Raw genomic sequence first — 26983 nt, 5'->3', positions numbered from 1 at the left:
TTATTAGGAATTTCTCACATCATGTTGAGCAGTGAACTCCGCTATTTTCTGGCTGTGGCTACGACGGGCTCACTGAGTGCCGCCAGCCAGCAGCTCTTCGTGGCGGTATCCGCCATCAGTCGACAGGTTCAGCGTTTGGAAGAGCGCATGGGGGTCTTGCTGTTTGAGCGCCACGCGCGCGGCATGATTTTGACTGACGCAGGCCGTATTCTGGAAAATCATGTGCGCAAAAGCATGATGGATCTAGATGCGGCGGTGGCTGAAATTCAGGGGCTGAGCGCGCAGCGTAAAACGCTGATCAGCGTCGGGTGTACCGAGGGGATGGCCTTCGATGCGTTGCCCAACTTATTTGCCCAGTTTCAACAATCACACCCGGAAACCGCGTTTCATCTGAAGGTGGGATCGGCGCAGCAGGTCTCGCAGATGGTGCGTCACGGTGAAGTGGACGTGGCGTTGCAATTCGCGTTTGCGCCAGAGCACGGTGTTGAGGTGCTGCTTTCGCTACCCGCGCCGTTACTGTTGTTGATGGCGGAGGATCACCCGCTGGCGGGCAACACCATCATGTTAGCCGATCTGGCCGCTTACCCGTTGGCGTTGCCGGAGCCGACCACCACGCTGCGTCAACTGTTCGATCTCTCCTGCCGCATGCAGGGTGCCTACCTGGAGCCTACGCTCTGTTGCAGCAATTTCACCACGCTCTATCACTATGTACTCTCCACGCCGCAGGCGGTAACGGCATGCAGCTTTTACTCGGTGATGTACAAGTGCCGACAAGCGCCGCTCCGGCTGGCAACCTTGGCGATGCGCCAGCTGGAGCAGCGCGCCTTGCAGGTACAAATCCAGTCCGGACATACACTCACTGGTATGCAACAGGCATTTATCACTATGATGCAAGACGCGTTTTACGACGCCGAGCGTTACTGCAATACGCTGTTTGAGACCGATAAGTCGCTGACATAAGCAGGGCCCTTGCGTTAACTTCAGGTAAAAATCGGATTTTGTGTTCAGAACACTCTCGATAACATTGGTGTAGCATGGTCGATGTATCAGCAGAGTCACTCGCGTTGTTCGACCCGCCTTGTTGGGACGACGGTATTTTGCTGAGGAAACACATGGAGATACGTTATGTTACGCAAGCGGCCGATGGCATTCTATGCCAGCAGGAAGGGATCTGTTTGTTTTAATGGCCCGGTTACCCACCGATTACACACTGCTTATCGCGCAAAAGCGATTTCGCCAAAACACACGTTTTCAATGGCTCTGCTGCGACGGTCGTTACGCCGTCAGGGCGGTGGGGGGCGGGGCGTACTCTATTGCCATCCGATGCAACAGACCGACGTGGCGTCGTGGCTCAGCCAGCACGCGCATTTGGGCTGGCATCTTGAAGCTGATACGACATTAATGCCGGGTGAAATGCGGTTAATGACCGAAGGTGGCTCATTTATGCTGAAGTGGTAACGCCATCCATCGCTTATTATATTATTAGGCTGGTAACGATAGTAAAAAATAAAGTGTCGCAGGCTGCATTGTTCTGCTTTACAACCTAATCAAATCTCTTATTTTTGTTAGGGTGAAATAAAATAACGCGCTAATGCAAATAAAAATCTCCAGACGCAAATCTTTGACGCTATATTGAGTTTGCCATTCCTTCCTTCTATCATCCCAAAAAACATTATTCACGATGTGCGCTGTTTACAGCGCGCATCGTAATTTTTTAAATTTTATTTATTTGTCTGATATTAAATAAATTTATCATGGATGGCGTATGCAATACCCTTTGCAGCGATGGTCTTTGTTACTTTTTCTGTTCTCCTTTTCCGCCAACGCCGTACCCTTAACACCGGCGGAGCGGGGGGAGATTTCGCAACGACAATCTGACGTGATTGAGCAAGCGCAGCGCCAGCGTGAGGAAATAACCCGCGCTAATCGCGTTGAACCTATCGCGGCGCAGCCAACGCCGATAGTGAATAGCACCTGCTTTACTATTCGGCAGGTCGAGTTTGTTAATAGCACCTTATTATCGGTACGTAATAAACAGCGTCTGACCGAATCGTATATTAATCGTTGCCTGAATGTTAATGATATTAATCAACTGATCCATGACGTCAGCAATTGGTATATTACCCAAGGCTATGTCACCAGCCGCGCTTTTCTGCGTGAACAGGATCTGTCTACCGGCATATTGACCTTGATGGTGCTGGAAGGGCGTATTGAAACCATCACGATCAACGATCGTGAAGCACGCGCACTGAAAATGGCAATACCGGCCAGGAAAGGGGATATTCTCAACCTGCGCGATCTTGAGCAAGGGATGGAGCAACTCAATCGCCTTGCCACGCAGCAGGTCAAGATCGATATTTTACCCGGCGAACAGCCCGGCTTCTCTCAGGTAAAACTGACGCGCCAGTCGCGCGTACCGCTCTCTGGCAATATCGCCTTTGATAACAGCGGACAAGAATCGACGGGGGAGCATCAGCTTAACGGCGGTTTATGGGCAGATAATGTATTGGGTTTGGCGGATCAATGGTTTATCAGCGGTGGGCAGAGCAGCGATTTTATCGACGCGCACCATGCCCGCAGTCTGCAAACCGGCGTGTCATTGCCGTATGGCTACTGGAACATCAATTATGACTTTGCCAAAACACGCTATCGCAATGATTTTTTGAATCGCGATTATCTTTGGCGTTCTACCGGCGATACGCAAACCCACCGTGTTGCGCTTTCACGCGTGGTTTTTCGTAACGCAGACGCAAAAACCAGCCTGTCGGCGGGAATGACGCACCGCATCGCGCACAACTACATGCAGGATGTGCTGCTGCAATCCAGCAGTCGTCGGTTGAGCAGTCTGGTGTTTGGCGTCAATCACAGTCAGTCGCTGTGGGGCGGGCTGGCTACCTTCAATCCGGCGTTTAGCCGCGGCGTGCGCTGGTTTGGCGCACAGAGCGATGAGGGTGTCACGGCCGATTCTCCCCGCGCGCAGTTCAATAAAGTGACGCTGGCGACCAGCTACTACCTCCCCTTAAGCGACAGTGTCAACTACCTCACCAGTTTCTACGGCCAATACTCACCCCATCCGCTCTACGGCAGTGAGCAAGTGACGCTGGGTGGGGAAAGTTCGGTGCGTGGTTTCAAAGAACACTACCTGTTGGGCGATCGCGGCGGCTACTGGCGTAACGAGATCAACTGGCGTGCGCGGCAGATCCCCTATTTGGGGCAACTAACCCTGACCGCCGCGCTGGATGGCGGTCATCTGGTCGCCACCCGTGCCGACAGTGACTCCGCAGGAAACCTGTGGGGCGCGGCACTCGGCATGGGGCTTGCCAACACCCATCTTTCACAGCAAATCACGGTGGGGTGGCCGCTCAGCCATCCGGATTGGATGAAGCCCGATGCGGTGGTTGCCTATTACCGCATTGGCATAGCTTTTTAATCGTCAGTATTTTTTTATCAATGTACCAGGTGGCTACAAGAGGTCAGGGATGAGAACGATTAACACTGCGCAGCGCTACATGACTTATCTCCTTATGGGGTTGATTGCCTGGCAACCGTTGTTACCGACTTTCGCGGCGGGCGTCAATGTAGCGACCGGTAACACCGCGGTTGATAAAGCGGGTAACGGTGTGCCGGTCATCAATATCGCCACACCCAATGCGGCAGGTGTTTCTCATAATCAATACCACGACTTCAATGTGGATAAAAAAGGGCTGATCCTCAACAACGGCACCGATCAGCTTACTGCAACCCAACTCGGCGGCCTGATTCAGAATAACCCCAACCTTAAAGGCAAAGCCGCCGACGCCATCATTAACGAAGTGGTATCAACCCAGCGCAGTCAATTGGCGGGATACCTGGAGGTGGGTGGCAAACAGGCCAGCGTGATTGTTGCCAACCCTAACGGCATCACCTGCGATGGCTGCGGGTTTATTAACACGCCTAACGTCACCTTAACCACGGGCACGCCGCAGTTGGATGCTCAGGGGAACTTACACAGCATTAACGTGCAGCGCGGCGATATTACGCTAAGCGGGCAAGGGCTGGACGCCAGCAAGAGCGATTACCTGAGCCTGATTGCCCGTACCGCGCAAATTGATGCCGGACTAAACGGCAACGATGTACGTGTGGTGTTAGGCGCGAATCAGGTCAACGCGGACGGTTCGATAACGGCACAAACTGCTCCGCAGGATGGCGTAAAAGTGGCGCTGGACAGTGGTGCGCTGGGCGGCATGTACAGCAACCGTATCGTACTGATTTCCAATGATAAGGGCGTAGGCGTCAATCTGGGCAATATCAGTGCGCGCAGCGGTGATATTACGCTCTCGGCGAACGGAACGTTGCGCGTCGGCGATGCGGTGGCGCAGGGCAACCTGAGCGCGGCGGGTGATACGTTGGCACTGCAAGGCAAGCAGCAGGCTGGCGGTGCGCTCACCCTGAGTGCGCAACAGGATATCAACATAAAAGATGCCACGCTGCGTGCCGGAAAGCAGATTGACGCGCAGGCTGGCGGTAGGTTGCAGGCCAGCAACAGCACGCTCAGTGCCGGTGTGAACGCTCAGGGCACGGTCGGCGATGAGCAGAATCTCAGATTAAAAAGTGACAATGTCACCCTTTCATCAACCCAACTTGCCGCTGGCAATGTAGTGGTGCAGGCAACAAACGCGCTCACGCAGGATGCGAAAAGCGGCATCAAGGCCGGTCGACAACTGACATTACAAGGCAGCGCGCTAACGTTGGCCGGGGAGGCTGACGCACAGGATATTCACCTGGAGGCACACACGCTGAAGGGGGAATCCAGTGCCAAGTGGCAGGCGAAAAACGGGGCAAACCTCGGTCTGTCACAGCAAGGTGAATGGTCCGGCGCGATGACGGCGGGCAATGCATTGCGGGTGAATGGCGGTACTTTGACCCAGCGCGGTATGCTCGCTGCTGACACTATCACGCTACAACTGGATGCCTTGACCAACCTCGGGGATATCGCCGCGCGTGGCGACCTTACCTGGCAGGGTGCAACCCTGAATAACCGCGGCTCGCTGGCCGCAGGCCAGACGTTTCAGCTTCAGGGCAACGCGTTGAGCAATGCGGGCACGCTCAGCGCCAGCCGGGCGCTGGCGTTGGAGCTTCAGGGCGTATTGGATAATCAGGGCCACCTGCTGGCCGGTGATGCGCTCTCACTGACGTCACTCAGCATGCTCAATCAGGGTAAGGTGCAGGCGGAAAACATCACGCTTAACGTCCAGTCACTGCAAAATCAGGGCGATGTGATTGCCGAACAGCAGCTTGAGGTGCAGGCCGAGACGCTTGATAACGCGGGGGTTCTCAATGCCCAACGGCTGATTGCCTTACAGGGCGGCACGCTGAATAACAGCGGTACGCTGAGCGCGGGCGAGAAAATGACGTTGGCGCTGGGGAGCACGCTGACCAATCGCGGGATGGTGCAGTCCGGGCACGACTTACGGGTACAGGCCGGACACCTCGATAATCAGGGCACGCTGAGCGCGGCGGATCTCCACCTGAAGGCGGACAGCCTGCGCAATCAGGGCAACGTGCAAGCGACCCGGGATGCTGACATCGCGGTGGCGGAAGCATTAACGCAAACCGACGCGGGCACGCTGTTGGCGGGCGGGCAACTGGCGCTTGATGCCGCGACGGCGGACACGCAGGGCGACATTCAGGCACAACAGTTTGTGATGAAAGCGCAGCGCTGGCTGCAACAAGGCAGCGTCGGTATTCGCGGCGACGGCGACATTCAGGTGACGGATTGGCGCAACCAAGGACAAATGGTGCTGGGCGGCAACGGTGTGCTGTCGGGCGCTTCGCTGGTCAACAGCGGCAGTTGGCAATCCGCTGCGCTCGAGTGGCAAGGTGACACCCTTATCAATCAGGGGCGGCTCCAATCGTTGGGCTCGCTGGGTATCTCGGCCAGTGAACGCATAAGCAACAGCGGTTCGATTCTCGCGGCCAACGCCCTCGATCTGTTCGCACCTACGCTGATCAATGACGGCGACCTGCAAGGGTTAACGTTAAGCGCGGCGGGAACCGCCTTGACCAACCGTGGGCAGATGGCGGGGGCAAACCGTCTGTCGATTACACTGAGCGGCGACCTGGATAATCAGGGCGTGCTGATGGGCACCGAGGCACTCACTCTCGCCGTCGATGAGCGATTAAGCAACGGCGGCGAGGTGCTCAGCCATGGGACGATCACCGCCAGTGCGCGGCAGCTCAGCAATGACGGACAATGGCAGGGCAATGCGTTGGCGCTAACGGCGCAAACGCTGCGCAACGCGGGCACACTGCTGGGCACCAATGCACTCACGCTGAGCGCCACTGCGGCGCTAGATAACCTCGCGACCGGGAAATTGCAATCGCGCGGCAGCGCGCTGCTGCATGCCGCGCAGATAACTAATCTGGGTGAGTGGCAGGCAGAAAACATCACGCTGACAGCACATTCGCTGACCAACGCCGGAGCCATTCAGAGCGCGGATGCGTTGACGCTCACGCTGGACGGTGCAATGGGCAATGCCGGAACGTTAAGCGCCGGTGGCAACAGCACTTTGCGCGCGGCCAGTGTGGACAATCAGGGGGCCATCTCCAGCCGTGGTGCGGCGCTGTTTGACGCCTTGTCGCTGCAAAATGACGGCAGCATTAGCGCCAGCGACAATCTGACGCTGCACGGTAACTATCAAGGCAACGGCTCGCTCAGCACGGCGGCGCAGTTGGCGCTTCACGGCGAGCGGTTAAGCCAAAACGGTGAGTGGCAGGCGGATAGCCTGACGGTGAACGCCACCCGATTTACCCACAACGGCACGTTACGCGCCCACGTGGTAGCGCTGTCGCTGACCGATCTGTTCAATAACGGTCAGATTGACGCAGACCAAACGCTCGCGCTGACGTTGGGCAACATGGATAACCGTGGCAACGTCAATGCGGGCGATATGACGCTGCGTGCAACCACGCTCACCAACAGCGGTTCACTTGCCAGCCAGCACGCAATGGAACTGCATCTGGCCGACAGCCTCGACAACAGCGGCGTTATCACGGCACAGGGAGCGGTGGAGGCAACAGCGGAGCGTCTCCAGCAGTGGGGTACGCTGGAAGGGCAGCGTCTGACGCTGAATGCCGCCTCGCTGGACAACCGCGGCAAATTGCTGGGTGTAGAGGCGTTAACCCTGCATGTCGCCGACGCTATCTTCAACAGTGGTTATTTGCTCAGTCAGGGTGATGCCAGCATTCAAACCACGGCACTGGAGAATACCGGGCAGTGGCAGGCAAAACGTATTGATGTCAATGCGGCGCGCTTGACCAACAGTGGCAGCATGCTGGGGGTTGATGCGTTGACGCTGACCTTAGCGGAGCGCCTTGATAACAGCGCTTCCGGCAAACTGTTTAGCCAGGGCATTGCCAGCATCAATGCAGCAAATGTGGTCAACCTCGGTGAATGGCAGGCGTCGCAGTTGGTGGTGCAGGCCAACCGGTTTGATAATCAAGGGCGCATGCAGGGTGATGCGCTGTTAAGCATTGAAACGGTTGTAACACCGGCACCGCTCACCGGGCGTATTGCCGCGCTTGGCGCGCAAACCGCGCAACCAAGCTTAACCAATCAGGGCACGTTGCTATCCGGCGGGGAACTGCACCTGAACGGACAACAGATAGAAAACCGCGGTACGCTGCTCAGTGACGCAATGCACATTGGCGCGCATTCGCTGCGTAACCACGGTGATATTACGGCATTAACCACCCTGAACGCTGAACTGAGCTCCGTACTGAATAATGATGGTGCCATCAGCGGTGAAAATGTTGCTATTGTCGCTGAACGTATTGCCAATAGCGGTGATGTATCGGGAAAAGCGCAGTTGGCGCTGGCCGTCGCGCAGGATCTTGAAAATAGCGGCACGCTCTACAGTCAACGGCTCGGTGTTGATGCGCTCAATCTGCTCAACGATGGCAAGGTAACCGGCGCAACCGCGCTGGAATTGCACGTGCTCGGGGATGTTTACAATAGCGGTACGCTGGCTGGCCGTCAGCTGATGCTTGATGCAAACGCATTCGCTAACGACGGCAATATTGTTGCCACCCAAAACGGTTATCTGCACCTGCAATCGCAGTTGAATAATCGCGGTTTGATCAGCGGACAGGGCGCGCTGCGCGTCGATGCTGGGCAGGTGCAGCAAGCTGCCACGCTGGAAGCACAAACGCTGACCCTCCACGCGGATACGCTGGATAATAGCGGTACGCTGCTCGGCGTTGATGCACTGACGCTGGCGATTGTGGCTGAGGTGAAAAACAGCGGTAAATGGCTGTCGCAGGGCGAAAGCGTCATTCAGGCCGCGCGTTTGGATAATCAGGGCACGGTGCAGGCAGAGCGCCTGCACATGGATGCGCAGCAGATGGATAACGCGGGGCAGATCCTCGGACTCGCTGCGTTAACGTTGGATGTGCAAGGTGGGCTGAACAATCAGCAAACCGGCAAACTGCTGTCGCAGGGCGTGGCGACGCTGCATGCCGCTGACGTCACCAATCTGGGGGAATGGCAAGCCGATCGCCTGCTGCTCAGCGCCGCGCGCGTCACCAATAGCGGACGCATTCAGGGTAACAGCGCGCTGACGATGGATCTCGCTGCCGATCCGCACAGCACATTACATAATCAAGGCCGCCTGATTTCTGGTGGCTCCAGCCAACTGGCCGCCGCGCTGATCGACAACAGCGGCGTGATCTCCAGCCAAGGTCAGAGTGGGTTGACGGCCAATAGCCTGCTCAACAGCGGTAACATTGTTGCCAGCGAAGGCGTAACGCTGCAAGGCAACTACCGTGGCACGGGCAATCTGACCACCGATGGTCAACTGACCTTTCGCGGCGACTCACTGGAAAACGCCGGTGTCTGGCAGGGAAAAAACCTCGATGTGCGCGGCCTGACGCTCACCAACAGCGGCAGTCTGCTGGGCGATGACGTGACCCTTTATGCAGATCATGTCACCAATCAGGGGGCACTCACTGGCGTGAAAGCGATGCACCTGCTGCTCGATGCCGGGCTTAACAACGCAGGAACCATCAACAGCTATCTGCTGACGCTGAATGCCGAAAACATCGAAAACGACGGCCAGATCAACGGCATTGATGCATTTACTCTGCTCGCTAGCGGTGCGCTGCATAACACCGGCAACGGTACGCTATATGGCTCAGCATTAACGCTCGGCGCGGGCTCGCTCGATAATCAGGGCGACATCACTGGTGTCGACAGTCTGGATCTCACGCTTGCGCAGCGTCTTGACAACCGTGGCACGCTGAACAGCAACCACCTGACCGCCACCGCGCAGCAGGCGGAAAACCGTGGCACGATAACCGGCGTTAAGGTGCTGACTGTCACGCTGAATAATGCCTTAACCAACGCGGGCGCGCTGCAAAGCAAGGCCCTGACGTTGATTGCCGATACGCTGACTAACCTTGGGCAACTGACAGGGTATGACACCGCTTCACTGCGCCTGAACCAGACGCTGGAAAACAGCGGTAACATCAGCAGCCAGCGCTTGGCGATCGCCGCACTTTCTGCCCTCAATCAGGGCCAACTGCTCGGCGTTGACGACCTGCAACTGACGCTGATTGATCAGTTGGATAACCGCAGCCAGATTGGCGGCAGCGGCACAGTACAGGTGACCGCTAATAACGTGCAACAGGCGGGATCACTGGAAGGGCGTCAGGTCGGTGTTAATGCGGCAGTATTGGATAATCAGGGTAAGGTGCTAGGGCTGGATGCGCTGACGCTCAGTATCGGCGACAGTTTGACCAACCGGCAGAACGGCAAACTGCTTTCTGCCGGGCTGGCGACGTTCAACGCTGCACGGTCGGTGAATCAGGGCGAATGGCAAGCAAACGCGCTTGTGTTGCAAGGCAACCAGTTGATCAATACCGGGCGCATTCAAGGCGACCACGGTATTTCAGTGGCGCTCAATGCGACGACGTCTCCCAGTAAATTGTTGAATCAGGGCACGCTGGTGAGCGGCGGCGACAGCCAGATAAGCGCTAACGCCATTGAAAACAGCGGCACACTCTCCACGCTCGGCAAGGCGACGCTGACGGGCGACACCCTGCTTAATACCCGCGATATTATCGCTGACGGCGCATTAACCCTGAGCGGTAATTATCAGGGCGCGGGACGGCTTGTCACCGGTGGAACGCTGGCGTTGTCCGGTGAACATCTGAGCAATCAGGGCCATTGGCAGGGACAAGATATCACGCTCACAGGCAGCACCTTCGATCAGCAAGGTGCATTGGTGGGCGCACAGGGTATCACCCTGACGCTGACCGATACGCTCACCATGGGAACTAACGGCCAGATGCTCGCTGGCACGACGCTGAATGCGAACGCACAGCGCATCGATAACAAGGGTTTCTTGCAGGGCAATACATTACTGCTCACTGCGGATGAGGTGCGCAATCAGGGAACGCTGCTAGGTAAACAGCAGTTTCAGCTTGATGCGGCCACCGGCTACTGGGGCAGTGCGCTCTCGGCACTGCTGAGCGATGGGCAAGGCGCTATCAATGCCAAACAACTCACACTGGATGGCGAGATTGCGGCACAGCGCCTGACGGTCACCAGCGACACGCTGGATAACGGTGGGCGCCTGTTAGGCGTGGAACGGGTAGACGTGACCAATACGGGCACGCTGACCAACCGCGCAGGAGGTGAACTGCTCAGCCACGGCGATGAGGTTGTGCGCAGTGGCAGCATCAATAACCAGGGGCTGATGCAGGGCAATACGCTGCAATTACAGGCTGCGACGTTGGATAACGCCGCGCGCATTCAGGGAACGCAATCCCTCTCGCTGAGCGGGTTGAGCCACTATCGCGGGTTACAGAACGGGCAACTGCTGAGTCAGGGCAGCGCCACGGTATCCGCACAGCAGATTGATAATGCGGGCTTGTGGCAAGCGGGCACGCTACAGATCGATGGTGACGCTCTGGAAAACAGCGGGCTGCTGGCCGGGCTCAATGGCATGACGCTCAAGGTTGATCAGTTGCGCAATCAGGGAGAGCTGTTCTCGCAAGGCAGCATCAACGGCACCGGCACGCGCTTTGATAACGCAGGGCTGTTGACCGGGCTGAGCGGTTTCGAACTCCGCTACAGCGATCAAATCAATAACCTGAGCAATGCCCGTTTATTGAGCGGTGGCGACGGTGTGCTGAGCACCGGACGCTTTAGCAATCTGGGGCTGTGGCAGTCGGACGTATTGCATTTAACCGCACAACAGGCGGAAAACTGGGCGCAACTGCTCGGGGTTAATCAGGCCGATATATCCCTGAGTGGGGATTTTGTTAACAACGGTACCGGTGAAGTGGCGAGCGGCGGTGCGCTGACGTTAGCGGCCAACGCGGTAGACAATGCGGGCACGGTTCAGGGGCAGCAACTGCTGCTCACTGCACAAGCGGTCACCAATCAGGGCAGGCTGCGCGGGCAACAGTCGGCCCAGTTCACACTGGGTGGCACGCTGAGCAATGCCTCCGGCGCAGTCATCAGCAGTGACGGTACGCTGCGCGCTGACGCAGCGGCAATCGACAACCGGGGTACGATCAGCGCGGCCACTGTCGATCTGCACGGGGAAACGCTCAACAACGCCGGGCTGATTCAGGGCAGCGATGACGTGACGCTGGCCGGGCGTACTACGCTCACCAACCAGACACCGGGCCAAGTGCTGTCCGGCGGTAATGCCACGTTAAGCGCGAATCTGCTCAACAACCTGGGGTATCTGCAAGCGCGAGAATTGGCGGTGCAGAGTCAGCAACTGACGCAGCAGGGCCAGATGGTGGCACAGGAAAAACTCAGCCTGCATATCCCTCAGTGGCGTAATCAGGGCACGCTACAGGCGCAGCAGTTGGAGATCGTTGCCGATCAATTGGAAAATCAGGGCACGCTGCTCGGTTTAACCCAACTGGCGCTGCATACACAGCGTTTGACCAACCTGCAAGGCGGCAAAATCTTCAGCGCACAGGATCTGCTGCTCGACACCGCTGAGCTGAACCAGCAGGGCCAACTGCTGGCGCTGGGCAACCTCGATGCCACCTTTACCGCACCTTTGTTGTTTACTCAGCAAATGGCGGCGGGCAAACGCCTGTCGGTCACGGTTAACGGTGATTTCGATCAGCGCGGCACGCTGCAAGGCGACGCCGTGCTGCTCACCAGCAGCGGTAATTTCAGCAATCAGGGTTCGATTGTGTCCGGTGCCGGAGAGTCACGCATTACGGCGCACACTTTCCAACAGGCAGAGGCGGGCAGCATTCAAACCGGTGGCAACCTGACACTGGAAAGTGATACCCGCGCCACCAATCACGGTTTTATCGGCACCGCTGGGGATCTATTGGTCAAAGCCGGTGGCGCACTGGAAAACACCAGCCTGCTGTATGCTGGCGGCACCATGCGGCTGCTGACGGACAGCGTCACCAACCGCCTCGGCACTATTCTGGCGGGCAAAGACCTGTGGATTCAGCGTGACGCGCAGGGCAACGCCAATACCTCAGTCCTCAACAGCTCCGGCACCATCGAAACGCAAAACGGCGATATCACCATTGTCACCGGCGACCTGACCAATCAGCGGGAAGGGTTTGTGGTCACTGAGACCGAAGTGGATGTGTCGTCTCAGGAGATTAAACCGACGGGGACGACGTTGGTTATCAGACCTGAACAACTTAATTATGTTGGCGTGGGATATTACGATGAAATCCAGGAGAGCACTCGTGTTTATGACAATGATTGGGGTCTTGAGACTTATGTGACCCTTTGGAAACCTGCTATGTATGCAGGGTATGATAGAAAAGAATATTTGATATCAGAAAAATCAGTAAATGTAGAGGCTACTTCTGGGCAAGCCAAGATAAATTCCAGCGGTAGCATTTACTTCATGGCTAGTAACTTAATTAACTCTGCATCAGAAGTTACGGCGAAAAAAAACATTAGTATCGAAGGGGGGCAGATCAATAATATATCTTACCTGGCAGGATCTTCAAAAGAGTATGCTGTTTATAAATATAATGGACAAGCGCCAATAATCTCCCACCCCCAGTGGGAATGGGAGACAACATATACCGAGAAATGGACTAATGTTTCTAGCCCTCGCTGGGAGCAAAACGTAATTGTATTTACCTTGGAAGGAACACCAAGAACTGAAGTTACAGCTAACCAATCCTACAACGCCCTAATCCAGGCCGGCGGCACCATTTCCGCCAATGTAACGCACGATATCAGCAATACCACGGTGCAAGCGGGCAACGGCAATTATACCCCAACGACGATAGCGCCGACGCTGTCCTCCACGCAGGCGCTTTCCGGCGTGCAGCAGCAGAACGCCAAAGCGCTGTCAGGAAAAATCACCTCAACCACCACTACGCTGATCGATCTGCGCAGCGCGCCCGGCAGTTCTGCCACGCTGTCGGATTCGAATGCCACGGTGACGGCAGCCGGAAAAACGTTGTCACTGGCACCCGTTAGCCAAACCACGCTGAATACTGACACGCTGACCACCGGCAATAGCCAGCTCAATGCCCCGCAGCAGGGTATCACCGCGCAAACCCTGACGCTGCAAGGGCCGGAACAGGCACAAACGGCGCAAACCGGCGGGGCGATTCAGCCGATTACGGGTGGCGCACTTAGCGCTACCGATACACTGGGTTCTGCACCGGTGGCGATCCACACCGACATTAACCTTGCCCAACCGAATATTGTGCCAGTGTCATCGCAAACCAGCGCGACGCAGACGCCTATTGCGGTAGCTCAACCGGGCAGCGTCACCCTCGATCCGCTCAAGCCGCAGGTGGAAAATGTGTCAGGCACTGCGCCGTTGTCGCCTAACGCACTGCTGGCCGAAATCCAGAACGGGCTGCAAAACCTGAATAACAACGCGCCGGTCGACTATCCGCTGCCGACCGGCGGCAACGGCCTGATGGTGCTCGATCCGGCCAGCGACAGCCGCTACCTGATCCACACCAACCCCAAACTGGACCAACTGGGGCAGGTGGATAACCAACTGTTTAACGATCTCAATGCGCTGCTGGGACAGAAACCCACGACGGCACCGCAGATTGAAACCTCCAGCCAATGGACACAAGCCGACAAGGTGCTGGGCTCCGAATATCTGCTTGGCAAACTGAATCTGGATGCAGAACGGGATTACCGCTTTTTGGGCGATGCTGCCTTCGATACCCGCTATATCAGCAATGCGGTGCTGAGCCAGAGCGGCACGCGCTATCTCAACGGCATGGGCACCGATCTGCAACAGATGCAATATCTGCTGGATAATGCCGCCAGCGCCCAACAGGCGCTGAACCTGACGCTGGGCGTCAGCCTGAGCGACGCGCAGGTAGCGCAACTGACGCACAGTATCGTGTGGTGGGAAAACGTCGAGGTTAATGGTCAAACGGTGCTGGCCCCCAAGCTGTATCTGGCGCAGGCGGATAAAACCAATGTGCAGGGCAGCGCCATCGTCGCCAACACGCTCGATCTCAAAGTGGGCGGCAGCGTTACCAACAGCGGCACCCTGAAAGCGGTGGAGCTGTTGGCCATCGCCAGTGGCGATAAAATCGATAACCAGCAGGGCGGCATCATCGCTTCCGATGGCGGTCTGAATCTGGTGGCGCTCAACAATATCACCAACACCAGCAGCCAAATCAAAGGCAACCAGGTGCAACTGGTGAGCGTGAATGGCGACATCGTCAACGAGACGGTGACGCGCCAGTGGCAAACCGCCGCCGGAAGCGGTGCCTTGACCTACACCGGATTAGGAAACACCGCGACCATCAGCGCGGCGGGCAGCCTGAATTTATCCGCGGGCAACGACATCCGCAACACGGCGGCGACGCTCAGTGCGGCGCAAGACATGACGCTGGCCGCAGGCAACAACCTGGCATTGGAATCCCTGACGCTCACCAACAACCGCTTGGATCAATACGGTGGCAGCACCGCGTCAACGCGTAGCACTACCGTGCAGGGCAGCGAGATTCTGGCGGGCAACGCCTTCAACGCCACGGCGGGCAAAGACCTGACGATTGATGCCAGCCGGGTAACGGCGGGCAGCGGCCTGTCCTTGACGGCCGGGCAGGATATTCTGCTCAGCGCGCAGCAGACGCTGGCGGAAACGGCCAGCCGCAGCGGTGTTAATGCGATGCAGCGCACCAATCAGGGCATCAGTGCCGCGCAGTTACTGAGTGGTGGTGAGCTTTCCCTGAAAGCGGGGCAAGACATCACCGCAGAAGCTGCCAGCCTGAACGCAAAAGGCAATGCAGCGCTGGCAGCCGGGCGGGATCTGAACCTGCTTTCTGAGGAAACGGAAACCTACAGCGCCAATAATTGGAAACGCCATGCCGACTGGCAGCGTTCCGAAAAACAAGATAGCACCACGGTCACGGCGGCGGGCAATCTGGCACTTAGTGCTGGCAATGATATCAATCTGCAAGCCGCACAAGGCACAGCCAGCGGTGCATTGACCGCGCAGGCAGGCAAAAACCTCAATCTGGTCTCAGCAACGGAAACTGAACACACCTTCTTTGAAGAAACCAAGGTCAAAAAGAAAGCGTTTTCGAAAACGGTCACCCGCACGTTGCGAGAAACCGAGCAAACCAACGAGAAAGCCAGCTTGCTGTCCGGGGATAGCGTAACCCTTGCCGCCGGTCAGGATGTCAATCTGCAAGGCTCGGCCATCGCCGGGGACAAAAACGTCGCGATTGTGGCTGGGAAGGATGTCAACACCGCCGCCAGCGTGGAAAACTACCTCAATTATCAAGAATATCAGAAGAAAAAGAGCGGCTTGATCGGCAGCGGCGGCATTGGATTCACCATTGGCTCCACCTCGATGAGCCAAAAAATGCGCGATCAGGCGGCGACGCAAAGTCAAAGCGTCAGCACTATCGGCAGTACCACTGAATCGGTCGATATCAAAGCCGGGCAGCAAGTGCGTATTGAAGGCACGGATATTGTGGCGAAAAAAGATATCCGGCTGGAAGGCAGCGACGTCAGTCTGCAACCGGGTTATGACCTGCGCAAACAGCAGCAGGAAACGGTGCAGAAGAGCAGTGGCATCACCATCGCTCTTTCTGGTGTGGTCGGCTCAGCGCTCAACAGCGCAGTGCAAAGTATTCAGGCCGCCACGCAGGAAAGTGATAGCCGTTTGGCGCTGTTGCAAAGCATGAAGGCGGGGTTATCAGGCTATCAGGCCTATCAGGGCAGCCAGTCGGATCTCAACAACAAAGGGGAAAACGCGTTTGTTGGCGTCAGCATTTCCCTTGGCGCACAAACCTCGAAATCCAGCCAAAGCAGTGAACAGCAGCAAAGTTTTGGCACCACGCTCAATGCCGGGCAGGATGTGGCGATCACCGCGCGCAGCGGCGATGTGACGGTCGCGGGCAGTCAGGTCAAAGCCGGGGGCGATATTGCCCTTAACGCGGCGCAAGACGTCAAACTGCTCTCCGCGCGCAACACGGAATCGATGGAAGGCAGCAACAAGAGCAGCGGTGGAGCCATCGGGGCCAGCATTGGTGTCGGCAACAGCGGTTTCGGTATCAGTATTTTCGCCAATGCCAACGTCTCAAAAGGACGGGAAACCGGCAAAGGCAATACCTGGTCTGAAACCACGCTGGATGCAGGCAACAAAGCCACAGTGAACGCCGGACGCGACACACAACTCATCGGTGCTCAGGTGAGTGGCGAACGAATTGAACTGGTGACCGGGCGCGATCTGCTGCTGCAAAGCCAGCAGGACAGCGAGCGCTATGACTCGAAGCAAACCAGCGCTTCCGCAGGCGGCAGTTTCTCCATCGGCTCGATGACCGGCAGCGGCTACCTGAGTTTCAGCAAAGACAAAATTCATAGCAACTTTGACAGCGTGCAGCAGCAGACCGGGCTGTTTGCGGGCAGCGAGGGGTACAGCGTCAAGACGGGCGCACATACTCAACTGGATGCCGCGGTGATTGGCTCCACCGCCAGTGCGGATAAAAACGCACTGGAAACCGGCACGCTGGGCTGGAGCGGGCTGGACAACAAGGCGGACTTCAAGGTAGAACATTCGGGAGCGGGTATCAGTATGAGCCCGTCGATGCAGGGCAATATGCTCTCTTCGCTGGCGATGACGATGCCCTCGGCGCTGATGTCGCTCGGCAGCAACGGCAGTGCATCAAGCACCACCTACGCCGCTGTCAGCGAGGGCAGCCTGCTGATCCGTGATACGGCGAATCAGCAGCAGGATGTGAGCACGCTGAGCCACGACGTGGAGCATGCCAACAATGCCCTGAGTCCGATCTTTAACAAAGAGAAAGAGCAACAACGTCTGCGCCAGGCCCAGCTTATTGGGGAAATTGGCGCTCAGGTGATGGATATCGTGCGCACGGAAGGCGAGCAACGCGCGCTGAAAAAAGCAGAAGAGTCCGGTGAGGTAGGGTGGTACCCACGCCCGGCAGATGATGCCAACGATCAGGATATAGATAAGAAATGGGCTGCGTACAAGGCCGCTTTAACGCAAACGCAAAGCTACAAAGACGAGATGAAGCAATACGGCGTTGGCAGCAGCTATCAGCAGGCAGCGCAGGCCGCGACGGCGGCGATACAGGCACTGGCGGGCGGCGATATCAAGCAGGCGATAGCCGGAGGTGCCGCGCCGTATCTGGCGCAGTTGGTGAAAGAAGCCACGCTGCCGGCCAAAGGCGAACCCACCACGGAGCAAAGAGCCGCCAACCTGATGGGCCACGCGATAGTCGGTGCGGTGGTGGCACAGCTTTCCGGCAAGGATGCGGGGGCCGGTGCACTGGGTGCGGCGAGCGGTGAACTGGCCGCCGAGGTTATTCGTCAGAAGATGTTCGATGGCAGAGACGTAAAGGATCTGTCCGAAAGCGAAAAGCAATCTCTCAGCGCGTTGTCGACGCTGGCAGCAGGGTTAGCATCGGGATTGGCATCGGGCAGTACGGCGGATGGCGCGAGCGGTGCGCAGGCCGGGCGGAATGCGGTTGAGAATAACTACTTAAGTTCTAAAGAAGCCCGACAACTGGATAAAGAACTGTCTGATTGTAAAGCGAAAGGCAGTGACTGCACCTCCGTAGTTGAAAAGTACATTGAGATTAGCAATAAGAATAGCAAGGAACTAACCGAAGCCTGTATCGGCGGAGGGGTTACTTGTGTAACCTGGGAAGAGCTTATTCAGGCTCATACAAATGTCGCCAATGATGCACATCCATTGCAGTTCCGGCTGGATGAAAAGCTGAAGGATCCTGATGCAGCGGCATTAGTGAATTATCTCAACGGAGCCGATCTAAAATTTCTGAAAGAGAATATCACTAGCGGGGATCGTCTACTGTCTGTCATCAGCGATCCGACTTCATGGCCAGTTGCCGTGATGGGCGGTAAAGCCATCATCACTAATAGTGCTGGAGTCAAAGAGCAATTAATCGCTGCGGGAGTATCAAGTGCTGCTAATACAGCTATCCAATATGGAACAAGCCAAACGGGTGAAGTCAAATTATCTGACGTTATAGGAACCGGAATTATCGGCCTAATTACTGCAGGTAAAGGCTACAATCCAACAGTAACTTGGAATGCAGCAGGCGGTTATTATCAGGCGAAAATCAGTGGTGATGATCCGTTTATGGGGGCTCTGCTAAGTAAGACTGGGGCATCAGTAGGTTATGCGGCTGGTAACATTATCAAAATACCAATGGATAAAAAACTCAATCCAATATCTAAGCAGTATGAATGGGTTCCAACAGGCGTTTGGACAATAACTAAACCCGCTCCTCAAAGTAATATCCCTTCTCTTTCAGGGAATATAGCCGACTCAGCTGCTTCTGGCTGGTTCTCTGATGAATTGCAAAACTCCATAAAAAATAAGGATAATAGCAATGTTAATAAGTAAAAAATCATTACTAGTACTACTATACTTATGCATTGCCTTCTCCCTAATGCTTATTTTTGTAAGTCTTGTTTTTCAAGTTCTTGGGTATTGGATCGGGGGGGGGGACCAGATGTTGAGATACTTGAGAGATAACGTTCACAAGGTATTGAAGACAGGTTCAGTGGGGATTGGAGTTGGATTTGTCTACTGGCTCTTCTACTACCGAAAGATTTAGAGTAATTGGTAATATATACCCCGGCCTCTAAAAAGGCCGGGCTTTTTTTACCTGTCAATCTGTAGTCCCTCCGGTTTTTAGTACCACCGTCAGTGCAAACAAAAACGCACTGGAAACCGGCACGCTGGGCTGGAGCGGGCTGGACAACAAGGCGGACTTCAAGGTAGAACATTCGGGAGCGGGTATCAGTATGAGCCCGTCGATGCAGGGCAATATGCTCTCTTCGCTGGCGATGACAATGCCTTCGGCGCTGATGTCGCTCGGCAGCAATGGCAGTGCATCAAGCACCACCTACGCCGCTGTCAGCGAGGGCAGCCTGCTGATCCGTGATACGGCGAATCAGCAGCAGGATGTGACCACGCTGAGCCACGACGTGGAGCATGCCAACAATGCCCTGAGTCCGATCTTTAACAAAGAGAAAGAGCAACAACGCCTGCGCCAGGCCCAGCTAATTGGGGAGATTGGCGGTCAGGTGATGGATATTGTGCGCACGGAAGGCGAGCAACGTGCGCTGAAAAAAGCAGAAGAGTCCGGTGAGGTAGGGTACCCGCGCCCGGCAGATGATGCCAACGATAAGGATATAGATAAGAAATGGGCTGCGTACAAGGCCGCTTTAACGCAAACGCAAAGCTACAAAGACGAGATGAAGCAATACGGCGTTGGCAGTAGCTATCAGCAGGCGGCGCAGGCTGCGACGGCGGCGATACAGGCACTGGCGGGCGGCGATATCAGGCAGGCGATAGCCGGAGGTGCCGCGCCGTATCTGGCGCAGTTAGTAAAAGAAGCCACGCTGCCGGCCAAAGGCGAACCCACCACGGAGCAAAGAGCCGCCAACCTGATGGGCCACGCGATAGTCGGTGCGGTGGTGGCGCAGCTTTCCGGCAAGGATGCGGGATCCGGTGCACTGGGAGCGGCGAGCGGTGAACTGGCCGCCGAGGTTATTCGTCAGAAGATGTTCGATGGCAGAGACGTGAAGGATGTGTCCGAAAGCGAAAAGCAATCCCTCAGCGCATTGTCGACGCTGGCGGCAGGGCTGGCATCAGGATTGGCATCGGGTAATACGGCGGATGGCGCGAGTGGTGCGCAGGCCGGGCGGAATGCGGTTGAGAATAATTATCTCAATTCTAAAAATGTGCTGGATATGCTCAAAGAGCTTGAGGAAGCTGATAAGAAGGGTACAGACAAACTCGCTATTTACGAAAAGTATGCTGAAATCAGCAAGGAGAACCGCGAATCAGCAGTTGCTGAGGATTGCTCTGGCAACCCGCTCTGTGCCAATGGCACATTGTCTGAGGCAGCAGCGGGTTCAGATATTGCGAACAGTCTTAAACGGTTACCCATATTCTCTGGCCTAAGCAGCGATGACCTCGCACAGCTCGACCGCTTTGTACTAGCAGAAAATGAAGACAGTGCCAGAGCGATCTATCAGGCGATGCCTGATTATGTGAAGGTTGCGCTAAACGGTAAAGAAGCGGTAAAAGCATTAGGGCTGGGCTCCGCTGTCGGTGGTAAGTCCTTGGCAGCGTTGGGGGTGATTGGCAAGGGGGGCAAAGGAAGTTCACTCCCAGTTGCAGAAAAAACGACAGCATCTAATGGAATAGATTATAAATCCAATCCGAAGCACACACCTGGTCAAATGGGATATAATCGTGATGCCGGAACGAAGCCAGCAAACTCTATCGAGCTATTTGGAAATTCTATTGGTAGTGGTAAAAAAAGATATTCCTTAGATAGTGAAGGTAATGTACATCAATTTACTAACACTAATGATGGATCATGGCATTGGTCAGGTAGTACGGGAGATAAAAGTGTAGCAATACCCAAAAGTGATATTCCATCAGATATTAAGAAACAATTAGGTCTGCCAGGTAAATGGAGGCAATCATGATTTTTGGAGATCCCAATCGCTTTGCTATTCTCATTGAATATATTCCTGAATGGGGAGATGGTTATAAAAATGGATTATTCCACTTTTGTGTGAAAGGTAGCATATACCCTGATAAAACTAAAGTTGCCACTTTAGGTGGTGATGTGTTTTGTCTATCTGATGGAAATGCACTGACATCACCAGTGAATGATATAAATTTATTCTTGATGGATAAAGGAAAAGCATTTTATACAATGTTAGAAACCATGTTGCCTGAAAGAGTTAAATCGAAAGAAAAAATTCATGATGATTTTATTACTTCCTATAGATATCAAGCCTCAACATATAATTTAGAAAACGACTGTTGTTTTTTCTTTGCGATTTCCAACGGAAATAACATACGGGTTGTAGGATCTAAATTAAGCATTTTAAAAGAAGGTGCAAATGGGCTTCATTGGGTGGACGTTTCAGAACCATATATTGTAGATGTTATTTTAGATAAAGATGAAATGAATAGGATCATTAAATCGGCCATTGATTATTACGCATCAATATAGTTTTTTTATTTTATATTTTAACATCGTAGATGCCTGATAATGCCATGAGTCCGATTTCTAACAAAGAGCAACAGCGTCTGCGCTAGGCTCTGCCTATTGGGAAAAGTGGCAGTCGAGTGGTGGATGTCGTGCGCACTCAAAGTGCGTTGAAAAAGGCGGAAGAGCCCGGTGAGGTGTGCCGCTCATGCCAGGCAGAGAGAGCTAGTGATAAAGATAAAGAATGGGCAGCGTACAAAGCCGCTTTAGTGCAAACGCCGCTAGACAAAGAGGCGATGAAGCAATACGGCATTGGCAGGCGGCGATATCAAGCAAACGATAGAGGCAGTGCCGCGCTTTATCTGGATCAGTTGCTGAAAGAAGCTACGCTGCAGGCCAAAGGTGAACCCACCACTGAGCAAAGAGCCGCCAACCTGATGGGCCACGCGATAGTCGGTGCGGTGGTGGCACAGCTTTCAGGCAAGGATGCGGGGGGCTGGCTTCAGGTTTAGCATCGGGTGATACGGCCTCAGCCGCCAGTGGTGCGCAGGCGGGCAGGAGTGCGGTTGAGAATAACTCGCTGAGCATCATTGTTAAAGCAGGTGAAAAAGCCTTCGAAGCCTGTGTGAAGAATGCCACCTGCCGTGGTGTAATGCATCAGATGGGTATCGCAGCCGGGTTAACCAATAGTCAGTATACTGGAAAACCCGGCCCCGACGGAGAACACTGCCACCACGCTGACGACGCCGGATCAGTCTGGCATGAGTAATCCTCTTATTACAATCTCTCCTGAATCTCAGCCAGGGAAAGATGATGGAATATTCATAAACCCTCAACCTGTAGAAAATACAGGTACTAACTATATCTCTGAATCATCTGATAAGAGAATTTCTATTAGCGCAGGTGATTTCTTTAAGGATGACAATATGATTAATAAAATATTAGAATTATATGCTCGGTGTGGAAAAAGCCTTTTGGATGATGGGATTAATGATGTAGTGCTTCCGATATCTGTCGCAAATGAAGCTCTGGAGTTATTTGAAAAAGCTAAATGGACAGTACTTGGCGGGGATGTGTATCAATGCGAAAATAATAAAATGAATAATTTTTATGCAGACTGGCACTGTAATTTGGTAACACCTTATGATAGTTGCAATCATGCAAGAGAGCATTTAAGAAAACTACAAGCTGATAATATTTATATCACCTTTACAATAAAAGGTTGAAATGATCCCGGCCCTAGCGCCGGGATCGTCATTTTACCGGTCAGACTCTCAGTTCAACCTAAGTCACCCGTCGCCTGTGCGCTACAGTGACGATAGTAGACTGACTGGTGTTATAGGAGAGATCTGTCAGCCCGCGACCTTTGGCCTGAGCTGCGGGTGGGGAGTACTGGGTGCGGCGAGCGGCGAGTTTGTGGCGGACCTTGTGGCCCAGAGCATCATAAACGATCTGCATTCTGGCAAAACTATCAATAATTTATCCGAAAGCGAAAAGCAATCTGTCGGTGCTCTCTCCACGCTGCCTAAAAGAAGGCACGCCGCAAAACGGCGGTATACTAAGCTACCTGGAGCATAAAGAGCGCCGCTTTTCAGCGCATCAAAAGCGTAAAAAAATTGACAAGGAGCTTCAATGAATTGGCAGCATGTGTTCTTCTCGGCGGCGGTTGCGCTGGTCGTGGCAAGCATTCTCACGTGGATGAGGAAAAAACAATGGATTGGTAAGGCTACGGGGGCTGTTATCTTCGTTGCAGCGATCATTGGGTGGAATGTGATTGATACGGCTTACCTGATGCCGGGTAAAACACGTTCGCTGGAATTGCAATATGCGGAATCATCAATGGTGAAATTGCCTATTTTTCAAACGATGAAGCAATATGCGCCGGAAACCTACCAAGCCCTCAAGGAAAAAGTGGTTGACGCTAAAGCCGAGGGCAAAGATCTTCAGCAGGCGATCGATCTGGTGCAGGCTGATTCATCGGCCTTTTTACTGTCGCGCCTGTATCCTGCGCCTGATGACAACGTTATCACCACGCTGAAAGTGATGCTCGAACAAGGTGAGAATATTCAGCAGCAGAGCGATGAGGCCTGTTTCAAATTTTTCTTCCCTTTTGTCAGCGGTGGGGTGAATCCACTAGCGCTGAATTCGGCTGCGCTTATTCAACGTCGAATGCGTGCCGACAGTGAATTAGTGGCTGCGTCGTATACCTCTCCCAGAATCGCCGATAAAACGCGAGAAAATGCTGCCGCCGCACAAGTATTACAGCCGGTAATACAGCGGCTGTATGGGCAATATGGCGCTGATTTGCAGATGATTGTCGATCCTGCAGCAAAACAGGTCGATCGCAAAAAGGCCTGTGACATTACATTACAGCTGTATCGCCACATTCTTGCACTGCCGCCACAACAAGCCGCAGCTGTGATCCGCAGTGTGCTAACCAACTGAATGAGCCAGCCAACGACCAGTATTTACCCGTGGGGAATCCCGGTGTAACACGCGTCAAATCTCAAATCCCGGCGCAACTTCTTTCACCTGGCAGGCGTCGGGCTTCGGCGTGCCAGCGGGTATCGCCGTGCAATCGGGTTTAAACGGGTTTAGGGCATCACGGTTGAGATAAAGCAGCAATAACACGATGGCGATCAGCAGGCATTTTTTGGTCATAAGCAGGCTACTTCATTGAATAATGCAGCACGTATTACCGTGCACAGAACGGGCATGGGTTACACTGCGTCTGACTAAAACGCGATTCAGATCACAGCTGATGAAGAACGCACAGTGTAAAGGCTTTTACGCACGCTGTCTTCCCGAAGTCCCCGCACAGCATACCGGAGGTAATATGAGCGTCGAGAAACTGCGTTTTGCCGCAGTGCAGTTAGAGCACACCCATATCTATGACATGTGCAGCCATCTGATTGGCGCAGGCGCGGAGCTGGTTGCGGTGTACGATCCTGATCCGATTAAGCGTGAACGCTTTGCCGCGCGTTTTCCTGATGTGGCGCTGGCGAGCAGCGTTGATGCGATTTTGACAAACCCGGCGATTCACCTGGTCGCTAGCGCGGCAGTGCCTGATGAACGCGCCGATCTCGGTCTACGCGTCATGGCGGCAGGTAAAGACTATTTTACCGACAAACCGCCGTTGACCACGCTGGCACAGTTGGAAGCGGTAAAAACCGCTGTGGCACAAACCGGGCGCAAATATGCCGTTTATTTTAATGAGCATGTGGTGGTGGACAGTGTGTTGTACGCGGGCGAATTGGTGCGTCAGGGCGCGATCGGGCGGGTTCTCCAGACCATCGGCGTTGGGCCGCATCGCGAACGCGGTACGCGTTCTGACTGGTTTTACCAGCGCCAGCGCTACGGCGGCATTTTATGCGACATCGGTATCCATCAAATCGAGCAGTTCCTCTATTTTACCGGCAATACGGCGGCGAGCGTGGTTGCCAGTCAGGTGGCCAATTATCATCATCCGCACACGCCTGAGTTCGAGGATTTTGGCGATGCCATGCTGCGCGGTGAAAACGGTGCCACAGGCTATTTTCGCTGTGACTGGTTTACGCCGGACGGGCTCAGCGCCTGGGGCGATGGGCGTCTCACCATTTTGGGCACAGAAGGGTATATTGAACTGCGTAAATATGTCGATATCACGCGCGGCGAAAGCAACATTCTCTATCTGGTGAATAAGGAGGGCGAGCAGCGTATCGCGACGGCGGGCAACGTCGAGCGGCGTTTTTTCCGCGAGTTTGTGCAGGACTGTCTTAATCGTACTGAAAACGCCATGACGCAGCAATGGGTGTTCACCGTGACGGAATTGGCGCTATGCGCTCAAAGCCTGGCGCAGCAGATTACCCCAGCCGAGCGCGAATAATCTGCTAAATCCCATCACTGGGTCGACGCGGTTGCCTTGCTGGTCGGTGACGCGTGTTGCTCTTGTGCTAGCTGATGCAATGCGGCTTCTGCCAGTGCGGCAAAATAGCGCGATGCAGGGTAGATAGCCGACTCATCAGGGTTGAAGCCAGGATGATGCAGGCCAAACGGGCTGCCAGAGCCGATACTGACAAACGTACCGGGGCAGCCCTGCAAATAAAGCGCAAAATCTTCCCCCCCCATCTGCCGTTCTGCGGTTTCAACCTGATAGCCGTGTTCCGTAGCCACCTGGCGGCTAAAATTGGCCCAAAACGGCGTATTGACCACAGAGGGTGGGCCGGGGTGCCACACCAGTTCGGCCTGTGCGCCCAGTGCAGCAGCCGTGCCGTGGATAACCTGACGCATCATATCTGGCACCTGCTCCCGCACCTGCGTGCTGTAAGTACGTACCGTTCCTTCCAGTTCGACCGTTTGCGGTAATACGTTCCAGGTATTGCCGCCTTCGATACGGGTCACGCTGACCACCAGCGATTCCAGTGAACTCACCCGGCGGCTGGGGAGGGTTTGCAGGGCGATGACAATATGGCTGGCGGCAATAATGCTGTCGATCCCTTCTTCTGGCTTGGCGGCATGTGCCCCTTTACCGGTAATGCGAATGGAAAATCGGTCGACGTTGGCGTAAAAAGCCCCCGAGCGCGTGGCAAATGTGCCGCTTGGCAACTCCGGCGCGTTGTGTAAGCCAAACACGGCGGAGACCGGCTGTAGCGCGCCGGCGTGAATCAGTTGTCGCGCACCGACGGAAACCTCTTCCGCGGGTTGAAACAGCAGGCGCACACGGCCAGGCAACTGCGCTTCGCGGGCTTTCAGCAGCCCCGCTGCGCCCAGCATCACCGCAGTATGAAAATCGTGTCCGCACGCATGCATCACGCCAGGATGTTGTGAGCGGAAAGGGACATCGGTGTCTTCGACGATCGGTAACGCATCGATATCTGCGCGTAACGCAACCACGGGCCCCGAGGACGCGCCAATATCGGCGACAACGCCGGTTTTCAACGAAAGGGGTAAGGGGGAGATCGAAAGTTGATCCAGCCAGCGGGTAATGCGCTGGGTGGTCTGATGCTCTTGCTCAGACAGTTCAGGAAATTGATGAAGCTCACGCCGCCATTCAATAACGCGACGTGCCAACGCATCGGTACTGCGCGTATCGTTACTATCGGTACTACAGGGCGCTTCTGGCGCAGGTGTACGGGTTGTCATCTCACTTCTCCCCATGGATTGCCTGCTATCAACCGTAGCGGATCCCTCGACGCGAAATAAATATCGTCTGGTTATATTTTATGACTGTAAAGCAGAACGACCGCCGCCCCGCACGCTTCTCAGCGCCGTGAATAAAGGAAGAATACTGTACCGGCTTATATTTCCCTGCGTGTCTATAAGACGCGTATCAATATTTATTTCGTGACAGAAAAAAGCCAACAAAAAGTGAGGAATAGCATATCACACAGGCAGAAAGTGGCAGATTTGAACAATGTATTCCTGTTTTCTGAATGCAGAAATCTCAACGTTGCCGTTATTTTGGCTCAACGCATAGATGAATGTCTTTTGGCATAGCTTATAAAACATGATCTTGGCC

At 54.7% G+C, this 26983-nt stretch carries 13 protein-coding genes; 11 read left to right on the top strand and 2 right to left on the bottom strand.

Annotated features, from left to right (window positions below; all coding sequences use genetic code 11):
• Nucleotides 1-21 precede the first annotated feature (21 nt).
• From J5067_RS05255 to J5067_RS05215, 10 genes are all read left to right on the top strand, one after another.
• Nucleotides 22-960: a LysR family transcriptional regulator gene (locus J5067_RS05255; RefSeq protein ID WP_264650604.1), complete on the top strand. Its 939-nt coding sequence runs from the start codon at nt 22-24 to the stop codon at nt 958-960.
• A 165-nt stretch (nt 961-1125) separates the two neighbouring features.
• Nucleotides 1126-1458 carry an HrpE/YscL family type III secretion apparatus protein gene (locus tag J5067_RS05250; RefSeq protein ID WP_264628797.1) on the top strand — a complete coding sequence of 111 codons (333 nt, stop codon included), beginning with the start codon at nt 1126-1128 and terminating at the stop codon, nt 1456-1458.
• Between the two features lie 307 nt (nt 1459-1765).
• Complete coding sequence (locus J5067_RS05245; protein WP_264650603.1) at nt 1766-3430, top strand: ShlB/FhaC/HecB family hemolysin secretion/activation protein; 1665 nt, start codon at nt 1766-1768, stop codon at nt 3428-3430.
• Nucleotides 3431-3479: 49 nt separating this feature from the next.
• On the top strand, nt 3480-18872 hold the full coding sequence (locus J5067_RS05240; RefSeq protein ID WP_264650602.1) for a hemagglutinin repeat-containing protein: 15393 nt from the start codon (nt 3480-3482) through the stop codon (nt 18870-18872).
• A 404-nt stretch (nt 18873-19276) separates the two neighbouring features.
• Complete coding sequence (locus J5067_RS23220) at nt 19277-20974, top strand: VENN motif pre-toxin domain-containing protein (protein ID WP_319802380.1); 1698 nt, start codon at nt 19277-19279, stop codon at nt 20972-20974.
• Nucleotides 20971-21510 carry an immunity 42 family protein gene (locus tag J5067_RS05230; RefSeq protein ID WP_264628619.1) on the top strand — a complete coding sequence of 180 codons (540 nt, stop codon included), beginning with the start codon at nt 20971-20973 and terminating at the stop codon, nt 21508-21510. The genes J5067_RS23220 and J5067_RS05230 overlap by 4 nt, the downstream gene beginning before the upstream one ends.
• A gap of 128 nt (nt 21511-21638) precedes the next feature.
• Complete coding sequence (locus J5067_RS05225) at nt 21639-21998, top strand: hypothetical protein (RefSeq protein ID WP_264650601.1); 360 nt, start codon at nt 21639-21641, stop codon at nt 21996-21998.
• Nucleotides 21983-22255 carry a VENN motif pre-toxin domain-containing protein gene (locus J5067_RS23270; protein WP_369076098.1) on the top strand — a complete coding sequence of 91 codons (273 nt, stop codon included), beginning with the start codon at nt 21983-21985 and terminating at the stop codon, nt 22253-22255. The genes J5067_RS05225 and J5067_RS23270 overlap by 16 nt, the downstream gene beginning before the upstream one ends.
• Entirely contained in the window at nt 22248-22712 is a 465-nt protein-coding gene (gene imm40 / locus J5067_RS05220; RefSeq protein WP_264628038.1) for an Imm40 family immunity protein, read from the top strand. Before J5067_RS23270 ends, imm40 begins: the two co-directional genes overlap by 8 nt.
• Nucleotides 22713-23118: 406 nt before the next feature.
• Nucleotides 23119-23931: a hypothetical protein gene (locus J5067_RS05215; protein WP_264650600.1), complete on the top strand. Its 813-nt coding sequence runs from the start codon at nt 23119-23121 to the stop codon at nt 23929-23931.
• Between the two features lie 54 nt (nt 23932-23985).
• Here the strand turns inward: J5067_RS05215 and J5067_RS05210 are convergent, their stop codons facing one another.
• Entirely contained in the window at nt 23986-24147 is a 162-nt protein-coding gene (locus J5067_RS05210; protein WP_264642822.1) for a hypothetical protein, read from the bottom strand.
• Nucleotides 24148-24322: 175 nt separating this feature from the next.
• Here J5067_RS05210 and J5067_RS05205 point away from each other — a divergent pair, with 175 nt between their 5' ends.
• Nucleotides 24323-25351 (top strand): Gfo/Idh/MocA family protein, encoded by a 1029-nt coding sequence (locus J5067_RS05205; protein WP_264650599.1) that lies wholly within the window; start codon nt 24323-24325, stop codon nt 25349-25351.
• Between the two features lie 14 nt (nt 25352-25365).
• Here the strand turns inward: J5067_RS05205 and J5067_RS05200 are convergent, their stop codons facing one another.
• A complete protein-coding gene (locus J5067_RS05200) occupies nt 25366-26607 on the bottom strand; it encodes an amidohydrolase (RefSeq protein WP_264650598.1) in 1242 nt (413 codons plus the stop codon).
• Nucleotides 26608-26983: the final 376 nt, after the last annotated feature.

Source organism: Candidatus Symbiopectobacterium sp. NZEC151 (assembly GCF_025962655.1).
Taxonomy (GTDB): Bacteria; Pseudomonadota; Gammaproteobacteria; order Enterobacterales; family Enterobacteriaceae; genus Symbiopectobacterium.
The sequence above is the reverse complement of the archived record's forward strand: the minus strand, read 5'-3'. Positions and strand labels throughout refer to the sequence as shown.

What these genes read in the sequence shown, in the direction of transcription:
- J5067_RS05255 (WP_264650604.1), top strand. Translation starts at nt 22, where the DNA reads ATGTTGAGCAGTGAACTCCGCTATTTTCTGGCTGTGGCTACGACGGGC.
- J5067_RS05250 (WP_264628797.1), top strand. Translation starts at nt 1,126, where the DNA reads ATGTTACGCAAGCGGCCGATGGCATTCTATGCCAGCAGGAAGGGATCT.
- J5067_RS05245 (WP_264650603.1), top strand. Translation starts at nt 1,766, where the DNA reads ATGCAATACCCTTTGCAGCGATGGTCTTTGTTACTTTTTCTGTTCTCC.
- J5067_RS05240 (WP_264650602.1), top strand. Translation starts at nt 3,480, where the DNA reads ATGAGAACGATTAACACTGCGCAGCGCTACATGACTTATCTCCTTATG.
- J5067_RS23220 (WP_319802380.1), top strand. Translation starts at nt 19,277, where the DNA reads ATGAGCCCGTCGATGCAGGGCAATATGCTCTCTTCGCTGGCGATGACA.
- J5067_RS05230 (WP_264628619.1), top strand. Translation starts at nt 20,971, where the DNA reads ATGATTTTTGGAGATCCCAATCGCTTTGCTATTCTCATTGAATATATT.
- imm40 (WP_264628038.1), top strand. Translation starts at nt 22,248, where the DNA reads ATGAGTAATCCTCTTATTACAATCTCTCCTGAATCTCAGCCAGGGAAA.
- J5067_RS05215 (WP_264650600.1), top strand. Translation starts at nt 23,119, where the DNA reads ATGAATTGGCAGCATGTGTTCTTCTCGGCGGCGGTTGCGCTGGTCGTG.
- J5067_RS05210 (WP_264642822.1), bottom strand. Translation starts at nt 24,147, where the DNA reads ATGACCAAAAAATGCCTGCTGATCGCCATCGTGTTATTGCTGCTTTAT.
- J5067_RS05205 (WP_264650599.1), top strand. Translation starts at nt 24,323, where the DNA reads ATGAGCGTCGAGAAACTGCGTTTTGCCGCAGTGCAGTTAGAGCACACC.
- J5067_RS05200 (WP_264650598.1), bottom strand. Translation starts at nt 26,607, where the DNA reads ATGACAACCCGTACACCTGCGCCAGAAGCGCCCTGTAGTACCGATAGT.